The 25,004-nt window shown below is 50.9% G+C and carries 25 protein-coding genes and 1 riboswitch; of the genes, 18 read left to right on the top strand and 7 right to left on the bottom strand.

Annotated elements, in window-relative coordinates; genetic code table 11:
* Positions 1–17 precede the first annotated feature (17 nt).
* Both KNQ03_RS07150 and KNQ03_RS07145 read right to left on the bottom strand, forming a co-directional pair.
* Positions 18–776, bottom strand: coding sequence for a homing endonuclease associated repeat-containing protein (locus KNQ03_RS07150; RefSeq protein ID WP_029342637.1), 759 nt, complete (start codon positions 774–776; stop codon positions 18–20).
* A gap of 28 nt (positions 777–804) precedes the next feature.
* Entirely contained in the window at positions 805–2,073 is a 1,269-nt protein-coding gene (locus KNQ03_RS07145) for an O-antigen ligase family protein (protein ID WP_214724026.1), read from the bottom strand.
* A 338-nt stretch (positions 2,074–2,411) separates the two neighbouring features.
* On the opposite strand from KNQ03_RS07145, the gene KNQ03_RS07140 reads away from it, so the two are divergent.
* The 13 genes from KNQ03_RS07140 to KNQ03_RS07080 are packed head-to-tail and all read left to right on the top strand — an operon-like array spanning position 2,412 to position 16,855.
* Positions 2,412–3,047, top strand: a complete 636-nt coding sequence (locus tag KNQ03_RS07140; RefSeq protein WP_231884634.1) for a YveK family protein — start codon at positions 2,412–2,414, stop codon at positions 3,045–3,047.
* Between the two features lie 21 nt (positions 3,048–3,068).
* The gene (locus KNQ03_RS07135; protein WP_214724024.1) at positions 3,069–4,934 is read left to right on the top strand and encodes a polysaccharide biosynthesis protein; all 1,866 of its coding nucleotides are present in this window, start codon (positions 3,069–3,071) and stop codon (positions 4,932–4,934) included.
* Between the two features lie 15 nt (positions 4,935–4,949).
* A complete protein-coding gene (locus KNQ03_RS07130) occupies positions 4,950–6,209 on the top strand; it encodes an oligosaccharide flippase family protein (RefSeq protein ID WP_023469399.1) in 1,260 nt (419 codons plus the stop codon).
* A 12-nt stretch (positions 6,210–6,221) separates the two neighbouring features.
* Positions 6,222–7,508 carry a glycosyltransferase family 39 protein gene (locus KNQ03_RS07125; RefSeq protein ID WP_149427850.1) on the top strand — a complete coding sequence of 429 codons (1,287 nt, stop codon included), beginning with the start codon at positions 6,222–6,224 and terminating at the stop codon, positions 7,506–7,508.
* Entirely contained in the window at positions 7,498–8,532 is a 1,035-nt protein-coding gene (locus KNQ03_RS07120; RefSeq protein WP_149427849.1) for an NAD-dependent epimerase, read from the top strand. Before KNQ03_RS07125 ends, KNQ03_RS07120 begins: the two co-directional genes overlap by 11 nt.
* Positions 8,522–9,871 (top strand): phenylacetate--CoA ligase family protein, encoded by a 1,350-nt coding sequence (locus KNQ03_RS07115; RefSeq protein WP_214724022.1) that lies wholly within the window; start codon positions 8,522–8,524, stop codon positions 9,869–9,871. The genes KNQ03_RS07120 and KNQ03_RS07115 overlap by 11 nt, the downstream gene beginning before the upstream one ends.
* Positions 9,872–9,883: 12 nt before the next feature.
* Positions 9,884–11,227 carry a nucleotide sugar dehydrogenase gene (locus KNQ03_RS07110; protein ID WP_251133646.1) on the top strand — a complete coding sequence of 448 codons (1,344 nt, stop codon included), beginning with the start codon at positions 9,884–9,886 and terminating at the stop codon, positions 11,225–11,227.
* Positions 11,215–12,324 carry a glycosyltransferase family 4 protein gene (locus KNQ03_RS07105; RefSeq protein ID WP_149427846.1) on the top strand — a complete coding sequence of 370 codons (1,110 nt, stop codon included), beginning with the start codon at positions 11,215–11,217 and terminating at the stop codon, positions 12,322–12,324. Before KNQ03_RS07110 ends, KNQ03_RS07105 begins: the two co-directional genes overlap by 13 nt.
* Positions 12,325–12,339: 15 nt before the next feature.
* Positions 12,340–12,960 carry a sugar transferase gene (locus tag KNQ03_RS07100; RefSeq protein WP_149427845.1) on the top strand — a complete coding sequence of 207 codons (621 nt, stop codon included), beginning with the start codon at positions 12,340–12,342 and terminating at the stop codon, positions 12,958–12,960.
* The gene (locus KNQ03_RS07095) at positions 12,941–14,014 is read left to right on the top strand and encodes a lipid II:glycine glycyltransferase FemX (RefSeq protein WP_149427844.1); all 1,074 of its coding nucleotides are present in this window, start codon (positions 12,941–12,943) and stop codon (positions 14,012–14,014) included. The genes KNQ03_RS07100 and KNQ03_RS07095 overlap by 20 nt, the downstream gene beginning before the upstream one ends.
* Positions 14,011–15,162, top strand: coding sequence for an aminotransferase class I/II-fold pyridoxal phosphate-dependent enzyme (locus tag KNQ03_RS07090; protein ID WP_251133279.1), 1,152 nt, complete (start codon positions 14,011–14,013; stop codon positions 15,160–15,162). The genes KNQ03_RS07095 and KNQ03_RS07090 overlap by 4 nt, the downstream gene beginning before the upstream one ends.
* Complete coding sequence (locus KNQ03_RS07085) at positions 15,159–15,929, top strand: hypothetical protein (RefSeq protein WP_231681772.1); 771 nt, start codon at positions 15,159–15,161, stop codon at positions 15,927–15,929. Before KNQ03_RS07090 ends, KNQ03_RS07085 begins: the two co-directional genes overlap by 4 nt.
* 29 nt (positions 15,930–15,958) lie before the next feature.
* Positions 15,959–16,855, top strand: coding sequence for an LCP family glycopolymer transferase (locus KNQ03_RS07080; RefSeq protein ID WP_149427843.1), 897 nt, complete (start codon positions 15,959–15,961; stop codon positions 16,853–16,855).
* 238 nt (positions 16,856–17,093) lie between these two features.
* Here the strand turns inward: KNQ03_RS07080 and KNQ03_RS07075 are convergent, their stop codons facing one another.
* Both KNQ03_RS07075 and KNQ03_RS07070 read right to left on the bottom strand, forming a co-directional pair.
* A complete protein-coding gene (locus tag KNQ03_RS07075; RefSeq protein ID WP_050678141.1) occupies positions 17,094–17,699 on the bottom strand; it encodes an AmiS/UreI family transporter in 606 nt (201 codons plus the stop codon).
* 146 nt (positions 17,700–17,845) lie between these two features.
* Positions 17,846–19,099, bottom strand: coding sequence for an SH3 domain-containing protein (locus KNQ03_RS07070; RefSeq protein ID WP_214724020.1), 1,254 nt, complete (start codon positions 19,097–19,099; stop codon positions 17,846–17,848).
* Positions 19,100–19,271: 172 nt separating this feature from the next.
* On the opposite strand from KNQ03_RS07070, the gene KNQ03_RS07065 reads away from it, so the two are divergent.
* Positions 19,272–20,183, top strand: a complete 912-nt coding sequence (locus KNQ03_RS07065) for a Gfo/Idh/MocA family protein (RefSeq protein WP_149427841.1) — start codon at positions 19,272–19,274, stop codon at positions 20,181–20,183.
* Positions 20,184–20,249: 66 nt separating this feature from the next.
* Here KNQ03_RS07065 and KNQ03_RS07060 read toward each other — a convergent pair whose 3' ends face one another.
* Both KNQ03_RS07060 and KNQ03_RS07055 read right to left on the bottom strand, forming a co-directional pair.
* Positions 20,250–20,870: a hypothetical protein gene (locus KNQ03_RS07060; protein WP_149427840.1), complete on the bottom strand. Its 621-nt coding sequence runs from the start codon at positions 20,868–20,870 to the stop codon at positions 20,250–20,252.
* Complete coding sequence (locus KNQ03_RS07055; RefSeq protein ID WP_064299334.1) at positions 20,867–21,556, bottom strand: hypothetical protein; 690 nt, start codon at positions 21,554–21,556, stop codon at positions 20,867–20,869. The genes KNQ03_RS07060 and KNQ03_RS07055 overlap by 4 nt, the downstream gene beginning before the upstream one ends.
* A 131-nt stretch (positions 21,557–21,687) precedes the next feature.
* Between KNQ03_RS07055 and KNQ03_RS07050 the strand changes: the two genes are divergently transcribed.
* Together KNQ03_RS07050 and KNQ03_RS07045 are read left to right on the top strand one after the other, a co-directional pair.
* Positions 21,688–22,761 carry a glycerate kinase gene (locus KNQ03_RS07050; RefSeq protein WP_214724018.1) on the top strand — a complete coding sequence of 358 codons (1,074 nt, stop codon included), beginning with the start codon at positions 21,688–21,690 and terminating at the stop codon, positions 22,759–22,761.
* 63 nt (positions 22,762–22,824) lie between these two features.
* Positions 22,825–23,394: a hypothetical protein gene (locus KNQ03_RS07045; RefSeq protein WP_047392959.1), complete on the top strand. Its 570-nt coding sequence runs from the start codon at positions 22,825–22,827 to the stop codon at positions 23,392–23,394.
* Between the two features lie 47 nt (positions 23,395–23,441).
* On the opposite strand, the gene KNQ03_RS07040 is transcribed toward KNQ03_RS07045, so the two are convergent.
* A complete protein-coding gene (locus tag KNQ03_RS07040; protein ID WP_214724016.1) occupies positions 23,442–23,921 on the bottom strand; it encodes a glutathione peroxidase in 480 nt (159 codons plus the stop codon).
* A gap of 170 nt (positions 23,922–24,091) precedes the next feature.
* Between KNQ03_RS07040 and KNQ03_RS07035 the strand changes: the two genes are divergently transcribed.
* Together KNQ03_RS07035 and KNQ03_RS17270 are read left to right on the top strand one after the other, a co-directional pair.
* On the top strand, positions 24,092–24,286 hold the full coding sequence (locus KNQ03_RS07035; protein WP_029342614.1) for a hypothetical protein: 195 nt from the start codon (positions 24,092–24,094) through the stop codon (positions 24,284–24,286).
* A gap of 241 nt (positions 24,287–24,527) precedes the next feature.
* Positions 24,528–24,681, top strand: a riboswitch (cyclic di-AMP (ydaO/yuaA leader).
* A 221-nt stretch (positions 24,682–24,902) separates the two neighbouring features.
* Entirely contained in the window at positions 24,903–24,983 is an 81-nt protein-coding gene (locus KNQ03_RS17270; RefSeq protein WP_071908832.1) for a potassium-transporting ATPase subunit F, read from the top strand.
* Positions 24,984–25,004 lie beyond the last annotated feature (21 nt).

The raw sequence follows: 25,004 nt of genomic DNA, 5'->3' as shown, positions 1-25,004 counted from the left end.
TAGGTAGAAGAGCAGAATTAAGAAAGAGAGACGCGTGCACGCTTGAGGCATTGCACGGCGGAGGTCCAGCTACCGAACAGAGCGTTGATCGTCGAGGTACTCGGAACCGAGCGCCCTTCTGCCCATTTCCGGTAATGAATGATACTGAGGGAAGGTAATTCTTCTTGTGCTTGCCGCAGTGCTTCAAGAACATCTTCTTCGACCCATTTCCGACGAGGCGGTGCGATGTCGAGGCAAGCGAGGGCATCTGCCCATGAACCGTATTTACGGGCAATCGTCGCGACTGTCGGATGACCATTTTCCTGTGCCCAAATCGCATACGTCTGTGTCGTCAGACGGGGGAGGACATCAGAAGCTTCGAGTAAGGCGGTGATGATGCGTTCTTCGGTCATCGAGATGGAACGTGTCATCTCGATTTGTGCTTCTTCGAGCGCACGTGACCAAGAACCGAAACGTAAGTTGATCAATGTCAAGGATGGTCCATGTTTCGCCTTTGCCCATTCCCGGTAGCTGTTGCTATGGAACGGGTGTAAGCGTGTCGATGCTTCCTTGATGAAAGCAAGGATCTCTTCATCTGAAAAGTACGGACGAATCGATGAGAGACCGGCCGCTTGGAGTGCTTCACGCCAAGAGCCGAATACATTGATGATCGTCGTGATCGACGGAATATCTTTTCCAATCGACCAACGTGCATACGTCTTTGCGTCGAGAGCGGGATATTCGATACTAGCTTCGATTAGGCTATCGATGACTTGTTGTTCTGTCCATTTCTTCATGATGTCATACCCCTTTCGTGTAGGTGCTCTAGGTGTGGGTACTGTCGTGAGGTGGAAGTCGACGAAGCGACGTATAAGCGAGAAGACTGAGCCAAATGAAATAAAATCCACTCGGTCTTACGAGAATGCTTTCCGTGAATTGAAGTAGTCCGAGCCAGCCAGTAAGCAACAGGGCGAGAAAAGTGAGATCCGTCGTCTGAATCCGAAACAGTCGATAGAACAGATACAGAAAGACTGCACCGTACAGCAAACAACCGATGAGTCCGAATTCATAAAGATGGGTGATCGGTGTGCTGTGGAACGTATAGAGAACTTGTTCGTTCAGTTGTTCCTGCAGACCGCGTGGGGCACTTCCAATCCCGTGTCCGAACCAAAGCGAATCAGTGGAAGCGCGCCATCCTGCTTGCCAAAGCGTAAATCGTCCGTTGAGACTGAGCAAACGGGGAAGCAGTCCTTGAAACACAAAGACAGCTAGGAGAATCAAGCTTCCCGTTACGTAACATGCTGTCACCTGCATCCTGCGTCTCGTCCCTTCAACCATTCGAATACTCGTCAAGAGAGCAAGGAGGAGAAAAGAATAGATTCCTGTCTGCGAACCACTTCGAAGTAGGGCGATGGTGATGAGAAGGAGGAGAACAGCATGTAGAAAGCTTTGCCGACGTGGGAACTGTTTGAGTAGATAGAACCAAGCAAACAGTCCGCCTGGAACAAGCCACGCTGCAAACGTATTCGGATTGTTCATCAGACCAGCGAGGCGAAGGAATGAGCCTTGTTCCCCGACGTACAATTGTGGAAACGATAAGGGACCGATCCGAAGCCATTGCAGGTTTTCGACCGGGATATACTCTGAACCAAATGAGACGATGAGGGCATAGGAAGCGAGAAAGACGGCCTGTCCATAAAGAAAGTGACACAAAAGCCGTTGCCATTGTTCGATCGATGTACGCGAGAGCGAAGAGACGATGCCAACGAATAGCCAAGTCGAGATGAGGTAAAGCGAAGCGAGAACACGATCCGTATTCGCGTTAAAAAAGAAAAAAATGATATGAAATGTCAGATAAATCAGAAAAATGATTACAATTTGATGCCCAGTCGCTCGATTGGCACGATAGAACGGTCGTAAGATGAACCAACAGACGCTGAACAGAACGATATAGATGGGAAGCAACCAAAGAGACCACTGTTTCGGCAACACTTCGTCCGTAAACGATAAGGGACGAATCCAAGCATCGAGCATGATCCAAACGACTAGGATGGATAAGGCAAACGATATGGGTATATTGGCTGATTTTAACATGATTTCTAAAGACTATCCACCCTTCATATAGGACTTATTACCGATTTAAGCACTTTTTAATCATCAAATTGGTATTTACCCTTATCTTTCAAAACATCATGCAGATAAATGAAAAAATATTAAGGAAACCGTGATCATTTTTTCGTGAATCGCGTTTTTTTTGTGATATGAATTCATGCTGTGAACTAGTGTCACGCAAGCGAGATAGCTACCGAAAAAAATATAATCATTTCCACCAAGCTCTAATTGTTTTAGGAACCGATTGGAAATAAGGTGTAGACATAACCAATGTCCATCCATTCGGTCAAGTCAGAAAGAGGTGAACAACAGTGAGCTCGATGCATCAAAGAAAAACCTTCGGAGATCATTTGACGACGCTCCGACGCGGCTGGTGGTTACTCGCACTCTTCATGATTCTCTTTGCGGGAGCCGGATATGCGCTTAGCACGTATGTCATCCCGAAGACATACGAGGCGACAGCCTACATCCTCGTCGTTCCTCAAGCGAACGCAGAGGCGACATCGACGCCGACACTCGTCAGTACCTATCAAGATATCCTACGAAGCCCAGAGGTCGTCGATCAGGTCGCCCAAAAGATGAACGTCACCGACAAGCGGTTATTCGATTTGACGGATCGTCTGACGGTCTCGAGCAATCTCGATTCGCAAGTCATCGCCTTATCCGTCAAGGATCGTTCAGCGGAGCAGGCAGCTATCCAGGCGAATACGATGACGGAAGTCTTCCAGGATTACCTCCCGCAACTGATCAACACGAGTAAGACGGAAGTGTTCTCGAGCGCACGGATTCCAACGAAACCCGTGTCACCGAACATTCTGATGAATACAGGCATCGGTGGCGTCCTTGGTCTGATGCTCGGACTCTTGATCGTTTATTCTCGCTCGTTAAGCAAAAAGGAAGCGACACGCGAATCCACTGATAGTTATCCGAAAGCGATTCCCCGCAGTCATTCATGAGAGAGGAGAGGAGACACCGTCATGCAGCATTCCCCGCTCACCCCGTACCGTCGGCAGTTGAAGATCGGACTCCTTCGCCTGATCGACGCCGGAATCATCGCACTCGCGACTGTCGTTACGTTCTACTTCTTTAATCCGCTCCATCTCACCGTCAACTTCGAGTTGCAGGACGCACTCGAAATCGCTCTCATCCAGTGGGTCGCCCTTACGTTCGTTGCACACTGGATGCGCTTCTATCAAATCATCTGGCGTTACGCGAGTCTTCGTGATCTCGCCGTTCTCCTCGTCGTCGTTCTCGCCAGCAGTTTCGTCTTACTTGGTCTTGAATACGCGTTGTTCGACTTCGCGGTCGAACGAGCGATCTTCTTGCAGACCGGACTCGTCTTGAACGGTATCTTATTCGTCCGTCTGTTGATTCGTGGACGTAGCTTAAGACTCGTTCCTGACAATAAGACGCTCGGCAAACGAACACTCATTATCGGTGCCGGTGCTTCCGGTCAGATGATCACAAAAGAACTGAAGCAAAAGAAGTCGCACATCTTAAACGTCGTCGGCTTACTTGATGATTCGCTTGAACTACGCGGGATGCGGATTCACGGTGTTCCCGTCATCGGAGCAATCGACCAACTCGAATGCATCATCGAGGAACAAAAAATTGAAGCGGTCGTCCTGGCAATCCCATCGTTACCTTATCCGCAGCGGGTTGAATTGCTGAACCGGATCAAACAAACCCAAGTCGAAGCGCATACGTTACCGATGCTCGTCGAACTGGCGTCCGGAAAGGTCTCGATCAAACAAATCCGTGAAGTCTCAATCGCCGATTTACTCGGTCGAGAACCGGTCGAACTCGATATTACGGAAATCGAACGAAGCGTTCATAGCGCGACCGTCCTCGTCACCGGTGCTGGTGGTTCGATTGGTTCCGAGATTTGCAGGCAACTGATTCGCTTCCGTCCTGAACGGCTCATCCTTCTCGGACACGGCGAAAACAGCATCTACCTGATCCGCCGGGAGCTCGAGTGTCTCAGTCGAGACATCCAGTTCGAATCCGTCATCGCCGATGTTCAGGACAGTGACCGGATGCTTGAAGTCATGCGACGGTTCGAACCAGATCTCGTCTATCACGCGGCAGCCCACAAGCACGTACCGCTGATGGAGGATAACCCAAGCGAAGCCGTCAAGAACAACATCTATGGAACACGCAACGTCGCTCGAGCGGCGGAAGTAGCCGGTGTCAAACGCTTCGTCATGATTTCGACCGATAAGGCCGTCAATCCGACGAGTGTGATGGGGGCGACGAAACGAATCGCCGAGATGGTCATCCAGCAGATGGCGCGTAACAGCGAGACGACGTTCGCTGTCGTCCGATTCGGCAACGTCCTCGGGAGCCGCGGTTCCGTTATTCCACTCTTCAAAGAACAAATCGCGAAAGGCGGACCGATTACGATCACCGATCCCCGGATGACACGTTACTTCATGACGATCCCGGAAGCGAGTCGTCTCGTCATTCAAGCGAGTGTCCTCGCGAAAGGTGGCGAAGTGTTCGTCCTCGATATGGGTGAACCGGTCCACATCACGACACTAGCGAAGAACTTGATTCACTTGAGTGGATTCACGGAAGAGCAGATCCCAATCGTCTACAGCGGCATTCGAAAAGGCGAGAAACTATACGAGGAACTGCTCGCTCGCGATGAAGTGCATGACGAACTCGTCTTCGACAAGATTCTTGTCGGTAAGACACGTCCCTTCGGATCCGTCGACCCGTACTTGCGTGAGATCGCCCAAGCGCTCGGACAGGACGAGGTACTTCGCCAGTATTTGTTAGACGTCACGAACGAAACCGATGCCGACCCGGTCGCACCGACGATGCGGATCGCTCGCGAATAGAGAGGAGGGAGAACGATGAAAACGGCCCGGCTGTCCCGCTTCAATCTCATCTTCATTGCCGATACGGCGTATTCGCTTCATCAATGGATGATTTTGACGCTCCTGATCAAATGGAGTACACCGCTCAACATCGGTTATTTCAACTACGCCCTTGCCATCACCGCACCGATCGTCATGTTCTGTTGGCTGAACGCCAGTACGATCCTGACGGCAGAACGGGCTGGTCTGACGAACTTCTGGCTCTTCATCAAGACTCGTTTTTCACTCCTCTCGGCAGGTGTGTTCGTCCTCCTTGGTGTCTATTATTTCTTCGGTGAAGCGGACATCTTACTCCTGACACTGCTCGTCTACCTCAATAAATACATGGAGTCATTCGCTGATCTCGCTTATGGTTTCCTGCAAGGACACACTGCCTTCAAGGAAGTCGCCGTCTCGAAAATCTTCCGGAGTCTCTTGAACGTCTCGGGCGCAGCACTCGTCCTCTTTACGACCCATTCGATTCATGGATTCGTACTCGCCTTGATCGCCGGAAACTTGATCATGCTACTCGCATACGACTTACCGACGATTCGCCGCGTCGGTCGCGGCTTTGACAATCAAGCACTCGACTTACGGTACCGATCAGGTAAGGAGCTGTTCCTTAAGGCGATGCCACTCGGATTCGTCGCTCTCCTGATCGCCTTGAACGCAAACATCCCACGATTGTTCGTCGGTCACGCAATCGGAACGGAAGAGCTCGGTTATTACGCCAGCATCGCCTATCTACTCGTACTTGGTAGTCTGTTCATTCACTCCTTGATTGCCGTCTTGCTACCGAACTTCTCGTCTGAGACGGGTGAACGCCAAAGTTTACCGGAACTGCGCAAGCTGACTCGTTCGATGTTACTGATGACGAACGTCGTCGGGATCCTGTTGATCATCGGAGCAATCTTCTTTGGTAAGTGGGGCTTGACGATTTTCTATAACGCGTCGTTCGTTCAATATCATCTGATTTTCGTCTTGATGATGGTCGCCTCACTCTTTTTCTACAACTCGACCGTCATTCAGGCACTCTTGACCGGCTTCCAGCAGTTCCGGATCCAGACGATCTCGATCTTCGGCAGTGTCGTCGTCAATCTCATCGCCTGTAGCCTGTTGATTCCGCTGTATGGTCTATACGGTGCGACGATCGCTTACACCCTCTGCGCCGTCACTCAGATCGTCCTGCTATTACCAGCACTGTATCGGTCTTTATATCCACGGGACGTTACGCTCGTCGTCGAACAAAGCAGTTAAGGAGGGAAGAAGATGCGACCAATCCTACTACTCATCGTTCTCGAAGCGCTTGCTTGCCAATTTGCCCGGTCGCTCTTCCCGGACACCTACGTGACCGCCTTGCTGCTCATCAACGCGGTGTTGTTTCTGTATTATCTGCTCCGTCAGGCAGAGACGACGCCACTCTTTCTCGTTTTCATCACAGCTTTCTTCGTCCGATTGGTCCTGATGTTCATCGATCTCGAGCTGTTCCGCTTACCGCCACACAGTGGTGACGACACGGAAGCCTTTCATCTCGAAGGTGTCCAAATCTTCACCGATCCGTCGACCTTCAATGATGTCGTTCGCGGCACCTATTCCAAGTTTCTCGGAATCTTCTACTTGATGTTCGGTCCGGAACGGATTCTCGCTCAGTTCTTGAACGTCATCCTCGGTGTCGTCGCTGTCGTCATCCTAGCGAAGACGCTGCAACGGTTACGCTTACCGGAACGCTACGTGTTTGCAGCAACACTGATCTTCGCGTTCTTCCCACAAGGATTGTTGCTCTCACCGATTCTCTTGCGTGACCAGATCGTCGCCCTTGGCATCGTCTACACACTTTACTACATGGTGCGCTGGACGGAAGAGAAGTCCGGATGGTATATGGCGCTCGCGTATCTCGGCTACTTCGTCAGTACGATGTTCCACTCCGGTCTTGCTGTCGGGATTATCGTCTTACTCGTCTATTTCTCATTTTATAGCCATGAGACACGACGAATGGACTTTGAACCGACTAAGGTACAGCGACTGATCTTTCAAGTACTGATCGTCGGCTTCATCGTCTACAGCTTCCAGGACGTCTTGTTCGCGAAGTTCACTCACGTCTCAGAAAACGGACAGTTATTCAGCGGGATGAGTTACGACCGTGGCGGCTCCGCTTATCTGAACGGATTGATGGTGACAGGTCCAGCTGACATGATTCTCTACTCGCCGATTCGGACGATTTACTTCTTGTTCTCACCGTTCCCGTGGCAATGGTCGAGCGTCATGAACATTCTGATTTTCTTCCTTGACGCCATCTTCTACTTCATCGCCTGTTTTGCGATCGTCCGGTCCTTTAAACTGATCCGTCAGCATCCGTTCGGCAGCGTCCTCTTCTTCTTTTTCCTTCTCTTTGCGCTTAACGCCGTCATCTTCGGTCTAGGAACCGGCAATGTCGGAACGGCCATCCGACACCGGTATAAGTTGTTCCCGATGTTACTCATCGTCTACACATCCGTTCACTACTTGCGCTGGCAAGCGCGCCACTACTTCGAGGAGGTCGAACACCGTGCCGAATAAAACGATCTTAATTACAGGTATCGCAGGCTTCATTGGATTTCACGCCGCACGTCGTTTCATCCGGGAGGGTTACCGGGTTATCGGACTCGATGAAGTGAACGATTATTACGACCCGACGTTAAAAGAAGCACGGCTCGCTGAACTCGGAACGAACTACACGTTTTACCGAGTCTCACTCGAAGAGACGGCAGCCGTCGCGCAGATTTTCGAACAGGAATCGATCGATCTCGTTCTCCACCTGGCAGCACAAGCAGGGGTACGGTACAGCATCGATCGACCGGACGTCTACATGACGTCAAACATCGTCGGCTTTCTCTCGATTCTAGAAGCGTGTCGGCATTACCCAGTCGAACAACTGATTTACGCTTCCTCCAGTTCCGTCTACGGATCAAATACGAAGATGCCGTTCGCGACGACGGATGCCGTCGATCATCCGCTAAGTCTTTACGCCGCCTCAAAGAAAGCGAATGAACTGATGGCTCACACCTACAGTAGTCTCTACGGGATCAAGACGACAGGACTTCGCTTCTTTAGCGTCTACGGTCCGTGGGGACGCCCGGATATGGCATTGTTCAAGTTCACGGAGGCAATTGCGAAGGGCGAACCGATTGATCTCTACAACTACGGCGAGATGGGACGGGACTTCACTTACGTCGACGACATCATCGAAAGCATCTATCGCCTGTTCCAGACTGAACCGGAAGTCGACGAAGCGTTCGATGCCTCGAATCCCTTACCGGATCGCAGTAACGTTCCGTATCGTGTCTACAACATCGGTAGCCATAGCCCGATTCGCTTAAATGAATTCGTCGCTTTGATCGAACGACGTCTCGGTAAGACCGCGATCAAGAATGGGATGCCGTTACAGCCGGGGGATGTCCCGGAAAGTTTCGCCGACGTCTCCTCGCTATTCGAGACGATCGGGTACCGACCACAGACGACGGTCGAAGCCGGCGTCAACGCATTCATCGACTGGTATGAGAGTCACTACTTGCTGAAGGAGGAAATCCAAGATGGCGCTTAAGGGGGAATTCTACTACCGCTCTCCGATCTTCATCCAAAATTGGCTGACATCGTTATACGGACGCAAGTTGATGCAAGAACGATACGGTCCCTTCTATGAACAGAAGATGAAGGAACTTCGGATGAAGGATCGGACGCAGGATTATAAAGCGGAACAACTCGATCGCCTGAATGCCTTTCTCGCTTTCGTCGTGACGCATACACCGTACTACACGCAACTCTTTCACGAACATGACATCCAGTTACCGTTGACGTCACTCGAGCAGCTGAAGACGATTCCGATCCTTGAAAAAGAGACGCTTCGCCAAAAAAACGATGCGTTCATGTCCCGCGTCGATGCGCCGGTTCGAGGACGGACGGGCGGAACGAGCGGAAAGTCGCTCCAAGTCGCGTTCATGCGCGAGGACGTCCAGGAACGAATGGCTCATCTCGACTACTTCAAGGAACGTCATGGCTTCCATGCCGGGATGCGCAGAGCGAGCTTCACCGGTCGGACACTGACGGCCGTCGATCAAAAGAAACCAATCTTCTGGCGGATGAACCGACCACTCAATCAGTTGCTCGTTTCCATCTTTCACATGAAGGAAGAAAACTTCCCAGCTTATATCGAGGAGCTGAATCGCTTTCAGCCACGAGCGCTCGACGGCACACCGACGGCGATGGTCGAAATCGCCCGCTATATGCTAAAGCATCACATTCGACTGGATATTCCACTGATCGCCATCTTCCCGACATCGGAAACGGTGACGGAGGAGATGCGCTCAATCCTTGAGGAAGCGTTCGGCGTTCCAGTTTTCGATCAATACGGTTCCTCAGAAGGCGCACCGATCATCTCAGAATGCAGTCATCGAAAACTACATCTCCACCACGAGACGGGCATCATCGAACCGTATGGAGAGGACGGCGAAGTCGTCGTCACGTGTTTTACGACACGCGGCACGCCACTGATTCGTTACCGGATCGGTGACCGGATGACACTGAGTGACGAGACATGTAGTTGTGGACTAAACGGACCGGTCATCGCTTCAATTGATGGTCGGGGAACGAGTTACATCGTCAGCGAAAAGCGGGGCAAAGTGTTCGAAGGGGACATCACGACGATTGCCCGCGAACTACCGAACTCAGTCTTGCGACTTCAAGTCGAGCAGCACGCGCTGAATCACGTGACACTCCGGTATATTCCAGACGCCAAACGTTTCCATCCGAAACACGAACAGATTCTTTTAAACGAGATGCGCAAGCTACTCGGCTCCGAGATGAAAATCGTCCTTGAGCCGGTCGAACAAGTGAAACAAGAGCCAAACGGAAAAACGTTGATCGTCAAACAGTCGATGAAATAGGAGGAACCCACCATGAACAAGGCAGTCAAACACATCGTAGATACGACAGCAGCCCAAACTGGTTCACTTCCCATTGCCAACCGTTCGATTGCCGTCGTCGGACTCGGGTATGTCGGACTTCCCGTCGCCGTCGCGTTCGGTGAAAAAACAGGCGTCGTCGGCTTTGACATCAAGGAACAACGAATCCAAGAACTGCAAGAAGGCATCGACGCAACACTCGAACTGAGTCCGTTTACGTTGAAGAACGCAACCGTCGATTACGTCTCGGATCCTTCTGCTCTTCAAGCAAGCGACTTCATCATCATCGCCGTTCCAACACCGATCAATGCGCAGAACCAGCCGGACTTAACGCCACTCTTGCGGGCCTCACATCTTGTTGGTCGCCAGCTCAATAAAGGCGACATCGTCGTCTACGAGTCGACGGTCTACCCGGGAGCGACGGAAGAAGATTGCATCCCCGTTCTTGAAGAAGCATCCGGCTTACGCGCTGGCGTTGACTTCTTCGTCGGCTACTCACCGGAACGGATCAACCCGGGCGACCATGAGCACACGTTCAAGACGATCAAAAAAATCGTATCTGCCCAGGATGAACAGACACTCGACATCGTCGCAGAAGTCTACGAAGCGGTCGTTGAAGCCGGAGTCCACCGTGCGTCGTCGATCAAGGTCGCGGAAGCGGCAAAAATCATCGAAAACACACAACGCGATCTCAACATCGCCTTGATGAACGAACTAGCAATCATCTTTGACCGGATGGACATCGATACACTCGAAGTTCTCGAAGCCGCCGGTACGAAATGGAACTTCCTTCCGTTCCGTCCAGGTCTCGTCGGTGGTCACTGTATCGGCGTCGATCCATTCTATCTGACGATGAAAGCCGAGTCACTCGGCTATCATCCGGAAGTCATCCTTGCCGGACGCCGGATCAACGATACGATGGGACGCTTCATCGCAACAGCGCTCGTCAAGAACTTGATTAAACAAAACATGCCGGTCCTCGGCGCCCGTGTCACGATCCTCGGCTTATCGTTCAAGGAGAACGTCAGCGATATCCGGAACTCGAAAGTCGCGAACCTCGTCCGCGAAATCGAAGAGTTCGGCATCGACGTCCAGGTGACGGATCGACTCGTCGAAAAGAGTGAAGCGAAACGTGAGTACGGGATTGATCTACTCGAGATGAGCGAACTCAAACCAGCCGACGTCGTCATCTTCGCTGTCTCACACGAAGAATACGTCGAAGGCGGTTGGAATCTTGCACAACATCTACTCAAAGTCGGACGCGGCATCGTCGTCGACATCAAAGGGATGTTGCCACGGTCAGAACAGCCAGAGGGGGTCCACGTATGGCGCCTCTAAAAATCCTTCAAGTCTGTGCTCTTGATACGACGGCAGAGACGATGTTGCAGCCGCTCTTACTCGCTTTACAAAACGCCGGGCACGACGTCGGTATCGCCTGTGCCGACACCGGTACCTCAGTAAAACTCGCAGCGAAGGGATTCCGGATGCATGACATTCCGATCGAGCGCCGGATCGACTGGACGAGTAATTGGCGGACGATCCGTGAAATCACGCGAATCTTGAAGGAGGACGGCTACGACGCCGTCCATGTCCACACACCGGTCGCAGCCGCCCTCGGACGCGTTGCCGCGAAACGGGCCGGAACGAAGCATATCGTCTATACGGCACACGGCTTTTACTTCCACGAGAAGATGGGGCGGATGACGTATCAGCTGACATACTCCGTCGAGAAGTGGCTTGCGCGTTTCGCAACCGATTATCTGCTCCTTCAAAGCGAGGAAGATTATCAACTCGCCCAGCGCAAACGCTTCAAAGCAAATACGCGTCTGATGCACCTTGGAAATGGGATCGACTTAACGCGCTTCTATCCACGCCCGCGTGAAGCAGGCGCACCGTTTACGTTCCTCTTCATCGGTCGGATCGTCGAAGAGAAGGGGATTCTCGAACTGCTCGATGCGTTCGAGGATGTCGTCTATCGTCATCCGGAAGCCCGTCTCGTCATTGCCGGTGAGATGATGGCAAGCGAGCGCGATCAGACGACGAAACATCTCTTCTTACGGCGGATCCGTGAGATTCCGAATATCGATTACCTCGGATTCGTCGAAGATGTACCGAGCTTGTTCCAACAAGTCGATGCCTTCGTCTTACCGTCGCATCGCGAAGGTGTCCCACGATCGATCATTGAAGCGATGGCGAGTGCAAAGCCCGTCATTGCGACAAACATTCGTGGCTGCCGCGAAGAGGTCGTCGAGGGGAAAACAGGTTATCTCGTCGAAGTCCGCGACATCGCGAAGCTCGCCAAACGAATGAACACGCTTGTCGAACATCCGGACCGTGCCAATGAGATGGGGCGGAATGGATTTGACCGTGCCATGAAACATTTCAACGAAGCCGACGTCATCAAACGACAACTTGATCTCTTTTCAGCCATGTAAAAGGAGGACGTCATCATGAAACGCCTATTCGACTTCACGGTTAGTCTTATCGCCATCCTCATTCTACTTCCTGTGTATGCCGTCGTCGCCTTAGTCATCTATACGAAACTCGGACGACCGATCTTCTTCAATCAAGTCCGCCCTGGCTATAAAGGCGAGTTATTTAAAATCTACAAGTTCCGTACGATGACGAACGAAACAGATGCCGAGGGGAATCTCCTTCCGGATGCGGACCGGATTCCAGCATCGCTCGAGTGGATCCGTCGCTTAAGCCTTGATGAGATTCCGCAGTTCGTTAATATCCTCCGCGGACAGATGAGTTTCGTCGGACCGCGTCCGTTGCTCGTCAGTTATCTTAATCACTATACGAAGGAGCAGATGACACGGCATGATGTCCTGCCTGGTCTGACAGGCTGGGCGCAGATTCACGGCCGCAACGCAACGACGTGGCAACAACGTCTCGAGCAAGATCAATGGTATGCGGCGAATCATACGTTCCGACTCGATCTCTACATCCTGTTTAAGACGTTTAAGATGGTCATCTCGTCAGAAGGGAACTCAACAGCTCACCAGACCGGCATGGGTGAGTTCAAGGGTCTCGACGGAGGTGTTCCCCATGATGTCGCTAAGCGATGAACGATTGATTCGGGATCCGCGCGAATGGGACGCGCTCGTCGCAACCTATCAACTCGATTGTTACTACGAACATGCTTACTTCGAACTCGCAAAAGAGCAAGGTGAGATTCCTGAATTATTTTATTATCCGACGGAGTTCGGAACGTTGATCTATCCGTACTTGCGGCGACCGATTCCAGGCACACGCTTTGAAGACATCACGACACCGTACGGCTACGGTGGTCCTTATTTCACGGGTATCTGGTCACTCGATCAGATTCGCGAAGCCCGTGAGCGATTCGAACAATACTGTAGTGAAACTGGAATCGTCACCGAGACGGTTCGTTTCCACCCCTTGCTACACAACCAGGAACTTGGTCAACACTGGTGTCATCAAACGGATATCCTGCAGCCGACCGTGACCCTTGAGCTGACGGATCCGTTCGAGACGATCGAAGGTGGATTCTCGCAAATGACACGCCGTAACATCCGGAAGGCGCGCCGCGAAGGGGTCACGATTCGCCTCGGACGTCCGGAAGAGTACTCGGACTTCGCCCGTCTTTACCAGATGACGATGGATAAACACCAAGCCGATGCGCGGTATTACTTTAATCAGACCTACTTCGATCACTTCGCCGAAGGACGGATCAAAAATGTCCTGTTGCTTGCCGAACAAGAGGGACGGATCATCGCTGGATGCATCGTCTTGACGGGTCGCCAGTTTGCACATTATCATCTCGGTGCTTCAGATCCTGCCTACTTGTCGCTTCGCCCGAATCACCTCTTATTTGCGGAGATGATTCGTTGGGCAAAACAAGCTGGTCTTCAAGCGCTGCATCTCGGTGGCGGAACGACACGATCCGATGAGGATAGCTTACTCGCCTACAAACGATCTTTTGGTGAAGCGAATCGAACGTTTTTCGGACTCGGGACATCGATTCTTGATCCGACGATTTATGACCGGCTCGCACGACAAATCAAACGACAACATCCGGAAGTCGAGACAGGACAGTGGTTCCCGATCTACCGGACGCCGCTCCGTCAGCTGTCACCTCGAAGGGAGGAAACATCATGAAACACATCCCGCTCTCCATCCCGCACTTAAGTGGTCAAGAAGCACGTTACGTCACGGAAGCACTCGAGACGAACTGGGTCGCACCGCTTGGACCGAACGTCGACGCCTTCGAACGAGAGATGCGCGCCTACACGGGAGCTCGCGCAGCGCTTGCGACGAGCAGTGGTACTGCAGCCATTCACTTGGCACTCGCGACGCTTGGTGTCACGACGGGGGATGATGTCTTCTGTCAGTCCTTGACGTTCATCGCTTCGACGAATCCGATTCGCTACGTTGGTGCCCGTCCTGTCCTGATCGATTCGGAAGAAGAGACGTGGAATATGTCACCCGTCGCACTCCGACGCGCGTTGATCCAGGCGGCAACACGAGGAAAACTTCCGAAAGCCGTCATCGTCGTTCATCTGTACGGCGTTGCAGCGCAGATTGAGGAGATCGCTGCGCTCTGTGAAGAATACGATGTTCCGTTGATCGAAGATGCGGCAGAGTCACTCGGAACACGCGTCAACGGACGGATGACGGGAACGTTCGGGACGTTCGGGATCTATTCCTTCAATGGCAACAAGATCATCACGACGTCAGGCGGCGGGATGCTCGTCGCAAATGATCCAGCCTTGATCGAACGTGCCTTCTATCTCGGAACACAGGCACGGCAACCGGTCATCCATTACGAGCATACGGAAGTCGGCTATAACTACCGGATGAGCAACGTCGCTGCTGGGATCGGACGCGGACAGCTCGAAGTGATCGATCAACGCGTCGACGCACGGCGAAAAATCTTTGATCGTTACGATCGTGCCTTTGCACCGGACGGCGTCACGTCGCAAGTCGAGCAGACCGGAACATTCGCCAACCGTTGGCTCAGTGCTTTTCTCTTACCAGGCGGTCAAGTGCAACGCGACGAAATGATCCAGACGCTCCAACAAGCGAATGCCGAATCCCGTCCGGTCTGGAAGCCGATGCACTTACAGCCCGTCTATCGCGACGTACCATTCGTCACAGCAGAAGGAGATGATATCAGTCGTCGCCTATTTGAAGACGGAATCTGCCTTCCGTCTGCTTCACAAATGACGTTCACCGAACAAGCCGTCGTCATCCGAAACGTTCGTCACGCCTTGCAGACGACCGTACGCCGGAACGTCCAGTCATGAATATATGGGAAGGGGACATCGTCATGCGCGATATGGAGGAAGCGATCCACGCACTCCGTCTCGCTGCGAACGGGAAAAATGAATTGACGGCCAATACCTATTTCCGCTGGCAACTAAACACCACTCATCCAAGCGTCGCGGAAATCCTGATGCTGTTTGGGTCGTGGCAGATCGCCTTGGAACGAGCTGGCATCGGACATGCCCGCTTGACGTTCACGAAGTCGGAAATCATTGACGCCTTGCGTCAGGCACGGGAGGAACTCGATCCTTTCACGAGCGCGACGTACCGCGAATGGGCGCAACAAAAGCAAGCACCAAGCCTGACGGATATCGTCCATCAATTCAACTCGTGGCAGCAGGCATTGTCAGAAGCAGATATCTTGAAGGAACGCGTCCAGGAAATGGAACAGCGGATCATCGAGTCATTACTTGAAGCGCAAGGTGCCTTGCCGGTCTTGACGAGCCAGACCTACACGAAGTGGGCGGCTGGTCAAAATCGTCCGACCGTCGCAACGATTGCCCGCCGGTACGGCTCTTGGTCAAACGCCCTTGAAATCATCGGCATCGAATTCCCGCGGAAACGCTGGCGAGAAGAGGAAGTACTCGACGTACTTGCTACAGCCGCGCAAGAAACGGAAAATCTGACGATCGCAAGTTACCAACGGTTCAGCATCGGTCGTGATGCACCCAGCATCGGTGTCATCACCGCCTTGTTCGGTAGCTGGCGCAATGCTTTGCTCGTACTTGAAGCGCAGAGACCGTCCTGAATTCAGATCGAAGAAAAGGAGAATGGATGATGAAGAAGTGGAAATGGATCGTGTTGACACTGACGGGGATATGCCTGCTCCTTCTCTTCGGTTCAGGCGGATACGTTTATCAAAAAGCGAGTCGGACGATGCAAGAAGTCCAAGTACAGGTGCCCGTCAAGGCAAGCGTCGAGACAGAGAAGGCCGTCGAACAGAAAAAAGGACTCTCGTTTCTCTTACTCGGGGTGGATCAACGAAAAAACGAAACGGGACGCAGTGATACGATCATCGTCGTGACGATTGATCCGAAGACGAATAAGAGCCAGATGATCAGTATCCCACGTGATTTAAAGACAGAAATCATCGGCAATGGTTCGAACGATAAAATCAATCATGCCTATGCCTTCGGTGGTCCACAGATGGCACTCGATACGGTCAGTCATCTACTTGATATCCGACTCGACTATTTCGCAGAAATCAATCTAGATGGTTTCACGGATCTCGTTAATGCCGTCGATGGTGTCACCGTCGAGAACGATATCAATTTCTCGTACTATGAGATGCAATTTCCAAAAGGGGAACTGTCGTTGAACGGGAAGGAAGCACTCGCCTATGCGCGGATGCGCTATGATGATCCACGCGGAGATTTCGGACGACAGATTCGTCAACGGCAAGTCGTTCAGGCGGTCGCTGATAAGATGACGGAGGACTTTTCGATTCGTCGCTTCAATGCTGTCCTGGAAGCACTCGGGAAAAACGTTAAGACGAACGTACCGTTTTCCGTTGCCCGGACCGTCGCGACAGATTACCGGGATGCTTTACGAAATGTCGAGACCTTATCACTCGACGGAAAAGGTGGCATCGAATCGGATGGCATCTACTATTGGCATCCGACGGATAAGTCATTGAAAGAAGTTCAGGCTCAACTGCAGGAAGCATTGAAATGACATGAGGGAAGAACGAACGTACATTTTGTTCGTCTCACATTGTTTTCCTGGGACAAGCATCGTGCCGCTTCGTTTCGCTGCAGGGTCACTCTTGCTTGTTTTTCCCTAGGAAGCGATGTCGAGCGAACAAATTACTTTGCTTTTCGTTTGACGTGTACTGCAAATAGAACAAAAAAGATGTCCATCTCCGATTCATAACCGAAAATGGACATCTTTTTTTGATGAATCGATTAGCGTATCACGACGACCGAATCGTCCGAAGCATCGAGAATTTCATCATCGTATAGAGGAAATAGACAGCAGTCAGAACAGCAGCGCCGCTCCATAACCACTGGTATGCCGAACTGAAGTAGCCGAATCGAAGCCCTATCAGTGCCGGTACGATCAACGTCAACCAGCTCAAGACGAGAGCAACACGGGCAGTGATCGCATCAATCGGACGATTCATTCCCATGCCGAGGAAGAACAGGCTCCAGAGCAATGCCCAGAACAACCAGGTCACACCACCGATGATGTCATTCGTCGTGAAACTGACGAACGCATAAAACAATGCGGCAATCGCAACGAACAAGGAAAACCAACCGACCCCGCTCCCGTCGAGATTGAACAAGAACGTGATCCCGACGTAAACGTACGTAAAGGCAAACAGATAGATGCTCGCGTATCCGAACGTCAACGCCGGATCACCAGCGGCACCGATGACGAGATAGGTCGCGATGAACGTCTGCAATAAACCGGTGATGAGACTGAAGACACCCGCGCTACGGAGATCGACTTTTCCGAACAAGGTCAAACTATTTAAAAAGAGCGCGACGCCCCCAAATAACAAACTGACATTTCCCACGTAAAACTCTCCTTCATTAAGACGTCAGACGTCTGATTCTAAACTTAACTCTAAGATGAATTCGTTTTCAGCGCAAGCATAATTTTAGAGACAAAACGAAAAACAACCTGACTCCTGGAAAGGGAATCAGGTTGTTGATTAAAAGATCATTGGTTCAAGACAGAACGGAGTGTCGTCTCGGTTTGAGACAACGATCCTTTCAGTGTGACAAGACCATATCGCGTCGAGCCTTTTTTGATGAAGAAGACACGTGTGTAGCCAGATTCCGGAGTGTAACCGGTCTTGCTCGCATAAACACGTGTATCACCTGGAAGTGAGGTGTTCGTGTGATACCACGTCAACGTCCGTGCATACGGTCCTTTGACGGTCGTCTGGTATGATTTTCGTCCACTGATCGTCATGAGCGCGCTGTACTTCGCATATGTATTCGCGAGTTTTTGCATATCAGCAGCCGTCGTGTAATGACTTGGATGATAGAAGCCATGTGGGTTCATGAAATGGCTCGCACTCATCCCGATCGAACGGGCGCGACTGTTCATGTACGAGACGAACTTCGATTCAGAACCTGCTGTCCGGACAGCGATCGCTTTTGCTGCATCATTACCAGAACGGATCAGCATCCCGTTCAAGAGTTGACGCATCGTGACTTTATCACCAGCACGGAAGCCAGCGACACTGCTACCTGCAGGAACGGATAACATCGAAGACGTCAGGGTGAACGTTTGATCGAGCGTGCCTTTACGTGCTGCTTCGTCATACGCGACGATTCCCGTCAACAGTTTAGTCGTACTCGCTGGATAACGGCGGACGAAGCTTTCTTTCGTCAATTGATAACTTGACGATCCAAGCTTGAAATACCGCATCGAGGCAACCGGATAACTCCCGCTTGACGGTTTAGGGCTGCTCGTCGTCACTTTTCGGGCGACTTGGCTAGAGACGTAATAATAATTGACTTTCCCTTTGACCTTATACCAACCGTTTGAGTAAGAGACTGCATTGAACTTCGAGTTGTAGGATGCGAGTCGTTTGATGTTCTTTGATGAGGCCGTGCTTGGTGATGTCCGGACGTTCGCTCCAGCTTTCGAGTAGACGACGATTTTGTACGTCTTCACGGAACTACTCGACACTTTTTTAGCGACTTGGTTCGATAGATAACGATATGTACCTCCGTCCTTGATCTTATACCAGCCATTCGTATACGAGACGGCTGTGAATTTTGCCTTGTACGCGGCACGTCGGACGATTGTCGCAGACGAGGCTGTACTCGGCTTTGAGCGGATGTTCGCCCCAATCGTCGAAGTGACGACGACTTGGTAACTGGCTGCCTTTGCAGGTATGGCAGGAAGACATAAAGCGAACAATAATAAGAGCGTAAGACTAGTACGGAGCAAGCGCTTCATAAAAACTCATTCCCTCCTTGTTCAAATATGGTTTTATCATAAAACAAAAAAAGGAAATTCACTTCTTTTCAAAAAAAGGAATTCGAATCCTGTAACGAGCCAATTTCCATCTTTTCGTGTCAATTGACGTATCATAGGGAATGTAAGCAACAGAGGAAAAGGAGGAGTTCACATGAAATTAGCAGTCATTGGTCTAGGGGACATCGCACAAAAAGCCTACTTACCCGTCTATGCCGAACGATCCGATATCGAGGTGTATCTGATCTCGCGAGATGAAGAGAAAGCAAAACGATTGCAAGCGGCGTATCGCTTTGCAGGAACATACGCGACATTTGCTGACGCCGTACAGGAGGGAATCGATGCGGTCATGATCCATTCAGCGACGATCGTCCATGCGGAGCAAGCACGGCAAGCGTTAGAAGCAGGAATCGCCGTCTATGTTGATAAGCCGGTCTCGATGGAAATCGAAGAGATTCGTGAATTGACACGTCTGTCAGAGGAGAAACAGTTACCGTTCATCACGGGATTCAATCGACGCTTCGCTTCGGCGCATCAGCGCTTGCTTGAGGTGAACGATCCAAATCTCGTCCTCATGCAAAAGAATCGAACGTCGTTCATCGAAGATGCTAAGCCGTTTCTGTTCGACGACTTCATCCATGTCGCAGATACGCTTCGTTTCTTGACAGGGTGCGGCGAGATTGAAGACCTACACGTCAAGAGTAAGCAAGACGCAAGCGGTCTGCATCACGTGACGATTCAATTCGTCTCAAACGGAATCACGGCAATCGGTGTCATGAACCGCAATAACGGCATTACGGAAGAACGCGTCGAAGTGATGGGACCGGAAGAAAAACGAATCGCAACGGACGTGACGACACTCGATCAATTGACGAAACAAGGCACGCTTCGATATCCGCTCGATAACTGGGAAGCGACATTAAAGCGCCGTGGATTCGTCGATATGCTGGACGCGTTCCTCCGGACAGTCAAGGGGGAAACGTCCGAGTCGGTCGTAGCTTCTGACAGCCTCGCGACACATGAATTATGCCAACAGGTGTATGAGCAGGTTCAAGCAACACGTTAAATTCAAATCATAAAAAAAGCGCCGCTTCCCTCGAGGATTGTCTCAAGTGAAGCGGCATTTTACTGGTTATTTATCTGACAGTTGTTTGAGTTGATAGATTCGCTTACCGCCTGGTCCTTCGAACGTCACGCGGAGTGTCGAACGGACGAAGCGATAGCTGACTTGTCCTCCAGATAAACTGACACGAGCGGAGAGATCGGGTTCAAAACGAATGATTTCTTCATCGTTTCGGAGCGCGTCCGGGAGACCGAATTGATCAAAGCGAAGCGTCGCGATGAACGTATCTTGCTCATCAAAAGAGACATGGATGCGCCCGGTTCCGTCGAACGGCTCATCTTCGAGCGTGCTTCGTTCAACTTCATACGTACCTTCGAACTGTTTGACCTGTTGCAACGTCTCTCTTGCACTGAGGGCAATGGCTTCTGCTCGTTTTCGGACAGGGTGATCCGTTGCGAGTTGAAGACGTTCGATCGCCTCCGCCGTTTTTAAGACATCACGCAGTTGATAACCGGCAAGCTGTCGCTCAAGCTGAACCATTAGCCGAGCAGCCGGTTCGTCGATGTCTTGTTTCGATTGTTCGACGGCGCGGGTGTAAGTTTGCTGTTCAAGCTGATCTTGAATCTTGGATGTTTCGGGCGAACACGCCATCAGGAGACAAAGGGGCAGACAGAGGAGCACTCGTTTCATGAGGTCACCTCCGTTCGATTGACATCAATGATTTGCAGATGATCCGTATGCACTTTCAAACGATAATGAACGCGGTAGGTCACAGGCTTTGAACCCGTTGCTGTCGCGATTTGGTACGTTTCCTGTGTACGCAAGTGATACGTGGTACCTTTTGACGTAAATTTTTGGAATGTCACGGCAAGAACACTTGGAGCGACAGGGGCATCAGCGGCATTCGTCAATCGCTCGAGATGGTCGAACTCGGATTCGAACACCTTCAAGGTCGTAAACTGGATGGCGGAAAATGTCTCGATGGAATCGTATTTCTTCGAATACGTCGCTAGTTCTGGAATCGTTCGTGTGTATTGGCGGACGAAACGAAGGACATCATAGGACGTCGGAGGCCGATCTTTCGAATACGTTTGATTGTAAGCCGTTTGTTCATCGGACCATTCAGAAAGAGCGAGTGCTTCGACGCTAGGCGTCTGATTGGCTTCCGGCGAAACGGGATCTTTTAACGAATACCACAGGAAACCGGCTCCTCCGACGAGAAAGAGCAAAAGACAGGTGCTAATGAGCCAAGTGCGTGAAGAGGACGGAGCGGGTGGTTCAGCTGGTCGTTCTTTCTTGATGACAGGATGTTGGCAATGAGAACAAGTCGTATCGTGTTGACGAAGTGGTGTACCACATAACGAACAGCGTTCCATGAAATAAGACCTCCTGTGTATGTAAAATGAAATGTCAGATAAGGTAATGGTAATTTAAAATTAGTATCATCGTAACATTAATTGGAAACGCAATCAAAACTTGATATGAGTTTTTTAGGGGGAACGTACAGATGGGACGTCACTTGATTTTGATGGATGCATTCAAAGGGAGTATTTCTTCGAGCGAGGCGGCAGAAGCTGTCGCCTCCGGTATCCGGGCGTATGATCCGACAGCGATCATCGATTCCTTGCCTGTTGCGGACGGCGGGGAGGGAACGCTCGATGTCTATCTTGCACTCGGATATGACGTGAAGACGGCGATGACGATCGATCTAGCAGGTCGTCCGTGTGAAGTAGAGTACGCTGTCAAGGGGACAGATGCCGTCATCGAAGTCGCGCGTATTTGTGGACTGCCGATGCGGCGAAGCGAGGATGATCCCGTTCGAATGAATACGCGTGGTGTCGGTCGTTTGATTGCTCAGTTACGCGATCAGGGAATCACGCATATCCGACTGGCTTTAGGCGGGACTGGTACGACGGATGGCGGACTCGGTTTACTCGCGGAAGTCGGTTGTCGGCTTGAAGATGCGTCTGGTGATCCGATTTCGTTTCAAACGAATCCGTTACTTGAGACGTATGCTATTCAATGCCCGGCGTATCCTGTTCAACTGGAAGCGCTCGTCGATGTGACAGCCCTTTATCATGGTCCAGATGGTCCAGCGTATCTGTTCGGTCCCCAAAAAGGACTGCTTCGAGAAGACATCGTAAAGTTCGATCAGCAACTTGAACGGATCGGGCGGTTACTTGGACTAGAGAATGTTAAAGGAGCTGGAGCAGCCGGTGGACTCGGGGGAGCGGTCTATGCGCTGGGCGGCACGATCGTTCCGGGAGCCAAGACGATCCTGCAACATCTTCGCGTAGCAGAGCGGATGGAGCAAGCCGATTATGTCTGGACAGGAGAAGGACGCGTCGACCGTCAAAGTCAAATCGGTAAGTTACCAGGTGAGGTCACGCGGATGGCGAAAGCAGCTGACGTTCCTTGTCTGATCCTTGCCGGAATCGTCGAAGAAAACATGCCGCACGCACTCGATTGTCGCTCGATCCATGCCGGACAAGCAATCACGCTGGAGCGAGAACAGACGATGGCTCGTATGAGCGAGCAAGCACGTAAGTGGCTCGAGGAACTTTCACTGAAACAGGGATGAAGTCGGAAAAGTTTGGGTAAATAACTGTATATTGCCATACTTTTAGAGAAGGTAGGTCATCGTATGATCAATCAATCGATTCAATTATCGTTTCGCCAAGTCCGAGCACTGGTCGAACATACCCTGCTATTATTCAAAGAGCTCGATCAACAATTAGCAAACCGTGGATACGAACCGGTTCTCCCGGAAGTCGTCCAAACGGAACATGGTTTGAGCATCCATCAGACGAAGGAGAGTGCGGAGTCACTCGTGCCGCACTTTTTAACACGGACGTATGTCCGGCAACAAGAAAAAACGAACCAACATGGATTGCTGATCTCTGTTCAATATACGCATCCGCTCCATGAACGATTCGATCCGGTCGTCCTCGTCGGCGATGTTGCGTTCAAGCAAGCAAAACATGCGCAAAAAATCTTAAGTGAAAAGCCGTGGCTCCTGAAATACGCAGCTTTTGAATCTACGATTGCGCAAGAGTTCGTTGCCGATGGTACACGCTATACGACGCAACCGATTGAAGAAATCGAAGAGCTGATCGTCTGGGGACATCCGTTCACGGAAATGCGCGACATCGATGACGTCAAACGATTGGCGGAAGAGATGATCAGCCGTCATCTTGAGCCGGGAACAACATGAAAATAAGCTTCCGTTCCTTCAAGAGAGAAGGAAGGAAGCTTATTTTTTTAGACTTGAACGAGCAATCGTTCGATCGCAGCCGTCAAATCAGTTGGATTCGTTTTTGGTGAGAACCGCGTCACTTCTCCATCACGGGTCACGAGGAATTTCGTGAAACTCCACTCGACGTCTGTTGCACCGTCCGTCGTTGGTGCTTGTGCTTTCAGTTCCTCAAATAACGGATGCGCTTGCTCACCGTTGACATCAATTTTTGAGAAGACGGGGAATGTCACGCCGTAGTTGACTTGGCAGAACGACTGGATCTCCTCGTCCGTTCCCGGATCTTGATTCGCGAACTGATTACATGGGAAACCAAGTACGGTCAACCCTTGCGAACGATAGTCTTGATGCAATTGCTCGAGTCCTTCGAACTGTGGCGTCAAGCCACATTTGCTGGCTGTATTGACGATCAGCCATGCTTGAGCTGGGTAGTCACTTAAGGATGCCGACGTTCCGTCGACGCGTTGAAATGAATGATCTTGTAACATATCGATTCCCCCTTTTTAAGTACTTCTCCAGTGTAACAAATCCGTTTTCTCGTCGTCTTCTATCGTTACTTGCGAGATGACAGAAACATCACAATCGGGTGTCAGCGACGCTTTTTCGATGAATCTTTGTTACGATGAAAAGGAATATGGAAGGAAAGGAGAGATGCCACATGAGAAAAATGTTGAAACAATCGCGGTTCGTTATGATCGCGACGCTTTGTCTCGTCCTGGTCAGTAGTTGTATTACCTTACTGACGCTTGGGTTCGAACGCGATATTGTGATTCTTGTTTCTGGAGTGGTTGCCCTATGGGTGACGATGCTAGCTCCTTTGACGGTCCATGCCAAAATGAATCAGCAATCATAATCATTGTTCGTTCATGAAACCGCGGAACGATTCTCGCTAAAATGGAGCTCCTCCATTTTAGATGAAGGAATCGATTTCTGCGGTTTTTTTTCTTCTATAGCATAGAGGTGAAAAACGCTATTTTTCGAAAGTAAGTCATTAAAAAATCAGACTATTTTTTTTTCAACTTTTCTATTTACAACCCGAAAAAATCGGAGTAATATCCATCTCATCAACGAACACTAACATGTTAATGCTTCGATCTCAAAGTACGCCGAATTCATGATTGAAGCGGGGGACCCAACCGTCACGACACGTGACACGGGGTGAATCCTTTCCGAACGGGAAAGGTAGGGCGAATTCCTAGGTATGCCCGAATCCGACAGCTAACCTCGCAGGCGTTTTTAGGAGGGAACGACTCTTTTTCAGTATGCCAAAGTATAAAGGCGATGCTGGGGCCGTTTATTGCCTCACATCGTCTTTTTGTCGTGTCTAATTGTAAAAATATTGAATAATATGGGGGTAATTTCATAATGGGAGAGCTGTGGAGTATCGTATTGCTTGCCTTCTTCTTCGGTACGACGTTCGGGATGATTCATCTGATCGAACGTGTCCAGTGGAGAGCAGGTGACCGTAAATGACATGGTTTTTACTAGCGACGGGCTGCCTCGTCTTCTTGTATCTCGGTTATTGTCTGATGTATCCAGAAAAATTCTAATCGCATAGGGAGAAAAGAAAA

The sequence above is a fragment of the Exiguobacterium sp. s143 genome (assembly GCF_018618895.1).
Classification (GTDB): Bacteria; Bacillota; Bacilli; order Exiguobacteriales; family Exiguobacteriaceae; genus Exiguobacterium_A; species Exiguobacterium_A abrahamii.
Note: the sequence above shows the minus strand (reverse complement) of the source record. Positions and strands in the feature narration are given on the sequence as shown.

Excerpts from the sequence above, each read along its gene's own strand:
- KNQ03_RS07150 (WP_029342637.1), bottom strand. The coding sequence starts at position 776 with ATGAAGAAATGGACAGAACAACAAGTCATCGATAGCCTAATCGAAGCT.
- KNQ03_RS07145 (WP_214724026.1), bottom strand. The coding sequence starts at position 2,073 with ATGTTAAAATCAGCCAATATACCCATATCGTTTGCCTTATCCATCCTA.
- KNQ03_RS07140 (WP_231884634.1), top strand. The coding sequence starts at position 2,412 with ATGCATCAAAGAAAAACCTTCGGAGATCATTTGACGACGCTCCGACGC.
- KNQ03_RS07135 (WP_214724024.1), top strand. The coding sequence starts at position 3,069 with ATGCAGCATTCCCCGCTCACCCCGTACCGTCGGCAGTTGAAGATCGGA.
- KNQ03_RS07130 (WP_023469399.1), top strand. The coding sequence starts at position 4,950 with ATGAAAACGGCCCGGCTGTCCCGCTTCAATCTCATCTTCATTGCCGAT.
- KNQ03_RS07125 (WP_149427850.1), top strand. The coding sequence starts at position 6,222 with ATGCGACCAATCCTACTACTCATCGTTCTCGAAGCGCTTGCTTGCCAA.
- KNQ03_RS07115 (WP_214724022.1), top strand. The coding sequence starts at position 8,522 with ATGGCGCTTAAGGGGGAATTCTACTACCGCTCTCCGATCTTCATCCAA.
- KNQ03_RS07110 (WP_251133646.1), top strand. The coding sequence starts at position 9,884 with ATGAACAAGGCAGTCAAACACATCGTAGATACGACAGCAGCCCAAACT.
- KNQ03_RS07105 (WP_149427846.1), top strand. The coding sequence starts at position 11,215 with ATGGCGCCTCTAAAAATCCTTCAAGTCTGTGCTCTTGATACGACGGCA.
- KNQ03_RS07100 (WP_149427845.1), top strand. The coding sequence starts at position 12,340 with ATGAAACGCCTATTCGACTTCACGGTTAGTCTTATCGCCATCCTCATT.
- KNQ03_RS07095 (WP_149427844.1), top strand. The coding sequence starts at position 12,941 with ATGATGTCGCTAAGCGATGAACGATTGATTCGGGATCCGCGCGAATGG.
- KNQ03_RS07090 (WP_251133279.1), top strand. The coding sequence starts at position 14,011 with ATGAAACACATCCCGCTCTCCATCCCGCACTTAAGTGGTCAAGAAGCA.
- KNQ03_RS07085 (WP_231681772.1), top strand. The coding sequence starts at position 15,159 with ATGAATATATGGGAAGGGGACATCGTCATGCGCGATATGGAGGAAGCG.
- KNQ03_RS07080 (WP_149427843.1), top strand. The coding sequence starts at position 15,959 with ATGAAGAAGTGGAAATGGATCGTGTTGACACTGACGGGGATATGCCTG.
- KNQ03_RS07070 (WP_214724020.1), bottom strand. The coding sequence starts at position 19,099 with ATGAAGCGCTTGCTCCGTACTAGTCTTACGCTCTTATTATTGTTCGCT.
- KNQ03_RS07065 (WP_149427841.1), top strand. The coding sequence starts at position 19,272 with ATGAAATTAGCAGTCATTGGTCTAGGGGACATCGCACAAAAAGCCTAC.
- KNQ03_RS07060 (WP_149427840.1), bottom strand. The coding sequence starts at position 20,870 with ATGAAACGAGTGCTCCTCTGTCTGCCCCTTTGTCTCCTGATGGCGTGT.
- KNQ03_RS07055 (WP_064299334.1), bottom strand. The coding sequence starts at position 21,556 with ATGGAACGCTGTTCGTTATGTGGTACACCACTTCGTCAACACGATACG.
- KNQ03_RS07050 (WP_214724018.1), top strand. The coding sequence starts at position 21,688 with ATGGGACGTCACTTGATTTTGATGGATGCATTCAAAGGGAGTATTTCT.
- KNQ03_RS07045 (WP_047392959.1), top strand. The coding sequence starts at position 22,825 with ATGATCAATCAATCGATTCAATTATCGTTTCGCCAAGTCCGAGCACTG.
- KNQ03_RS07040 (WP_214724016.1), bottom strand. The coding sequence starts at position 23,921 with ATGTTACAAGATCATTCATTTCAACGCGTCGACGGAACGTCGGCATCC.
- KNQ03_RS07035 (WP_029342614.1), top strand. The coding sequence starts at position 24,092 with ATGAGAAAAATGTTGAAACAATCGCGGTTCGTTATGATCGCGACGCTT.
- KNQ03_RS17270 (WP_071908832.1), top strand. The coding sequence starts at position 24,903 with ATGACATGGTTTTTACTAGCGACGGGCTGCCTCGTCTTCTTGTATCTC.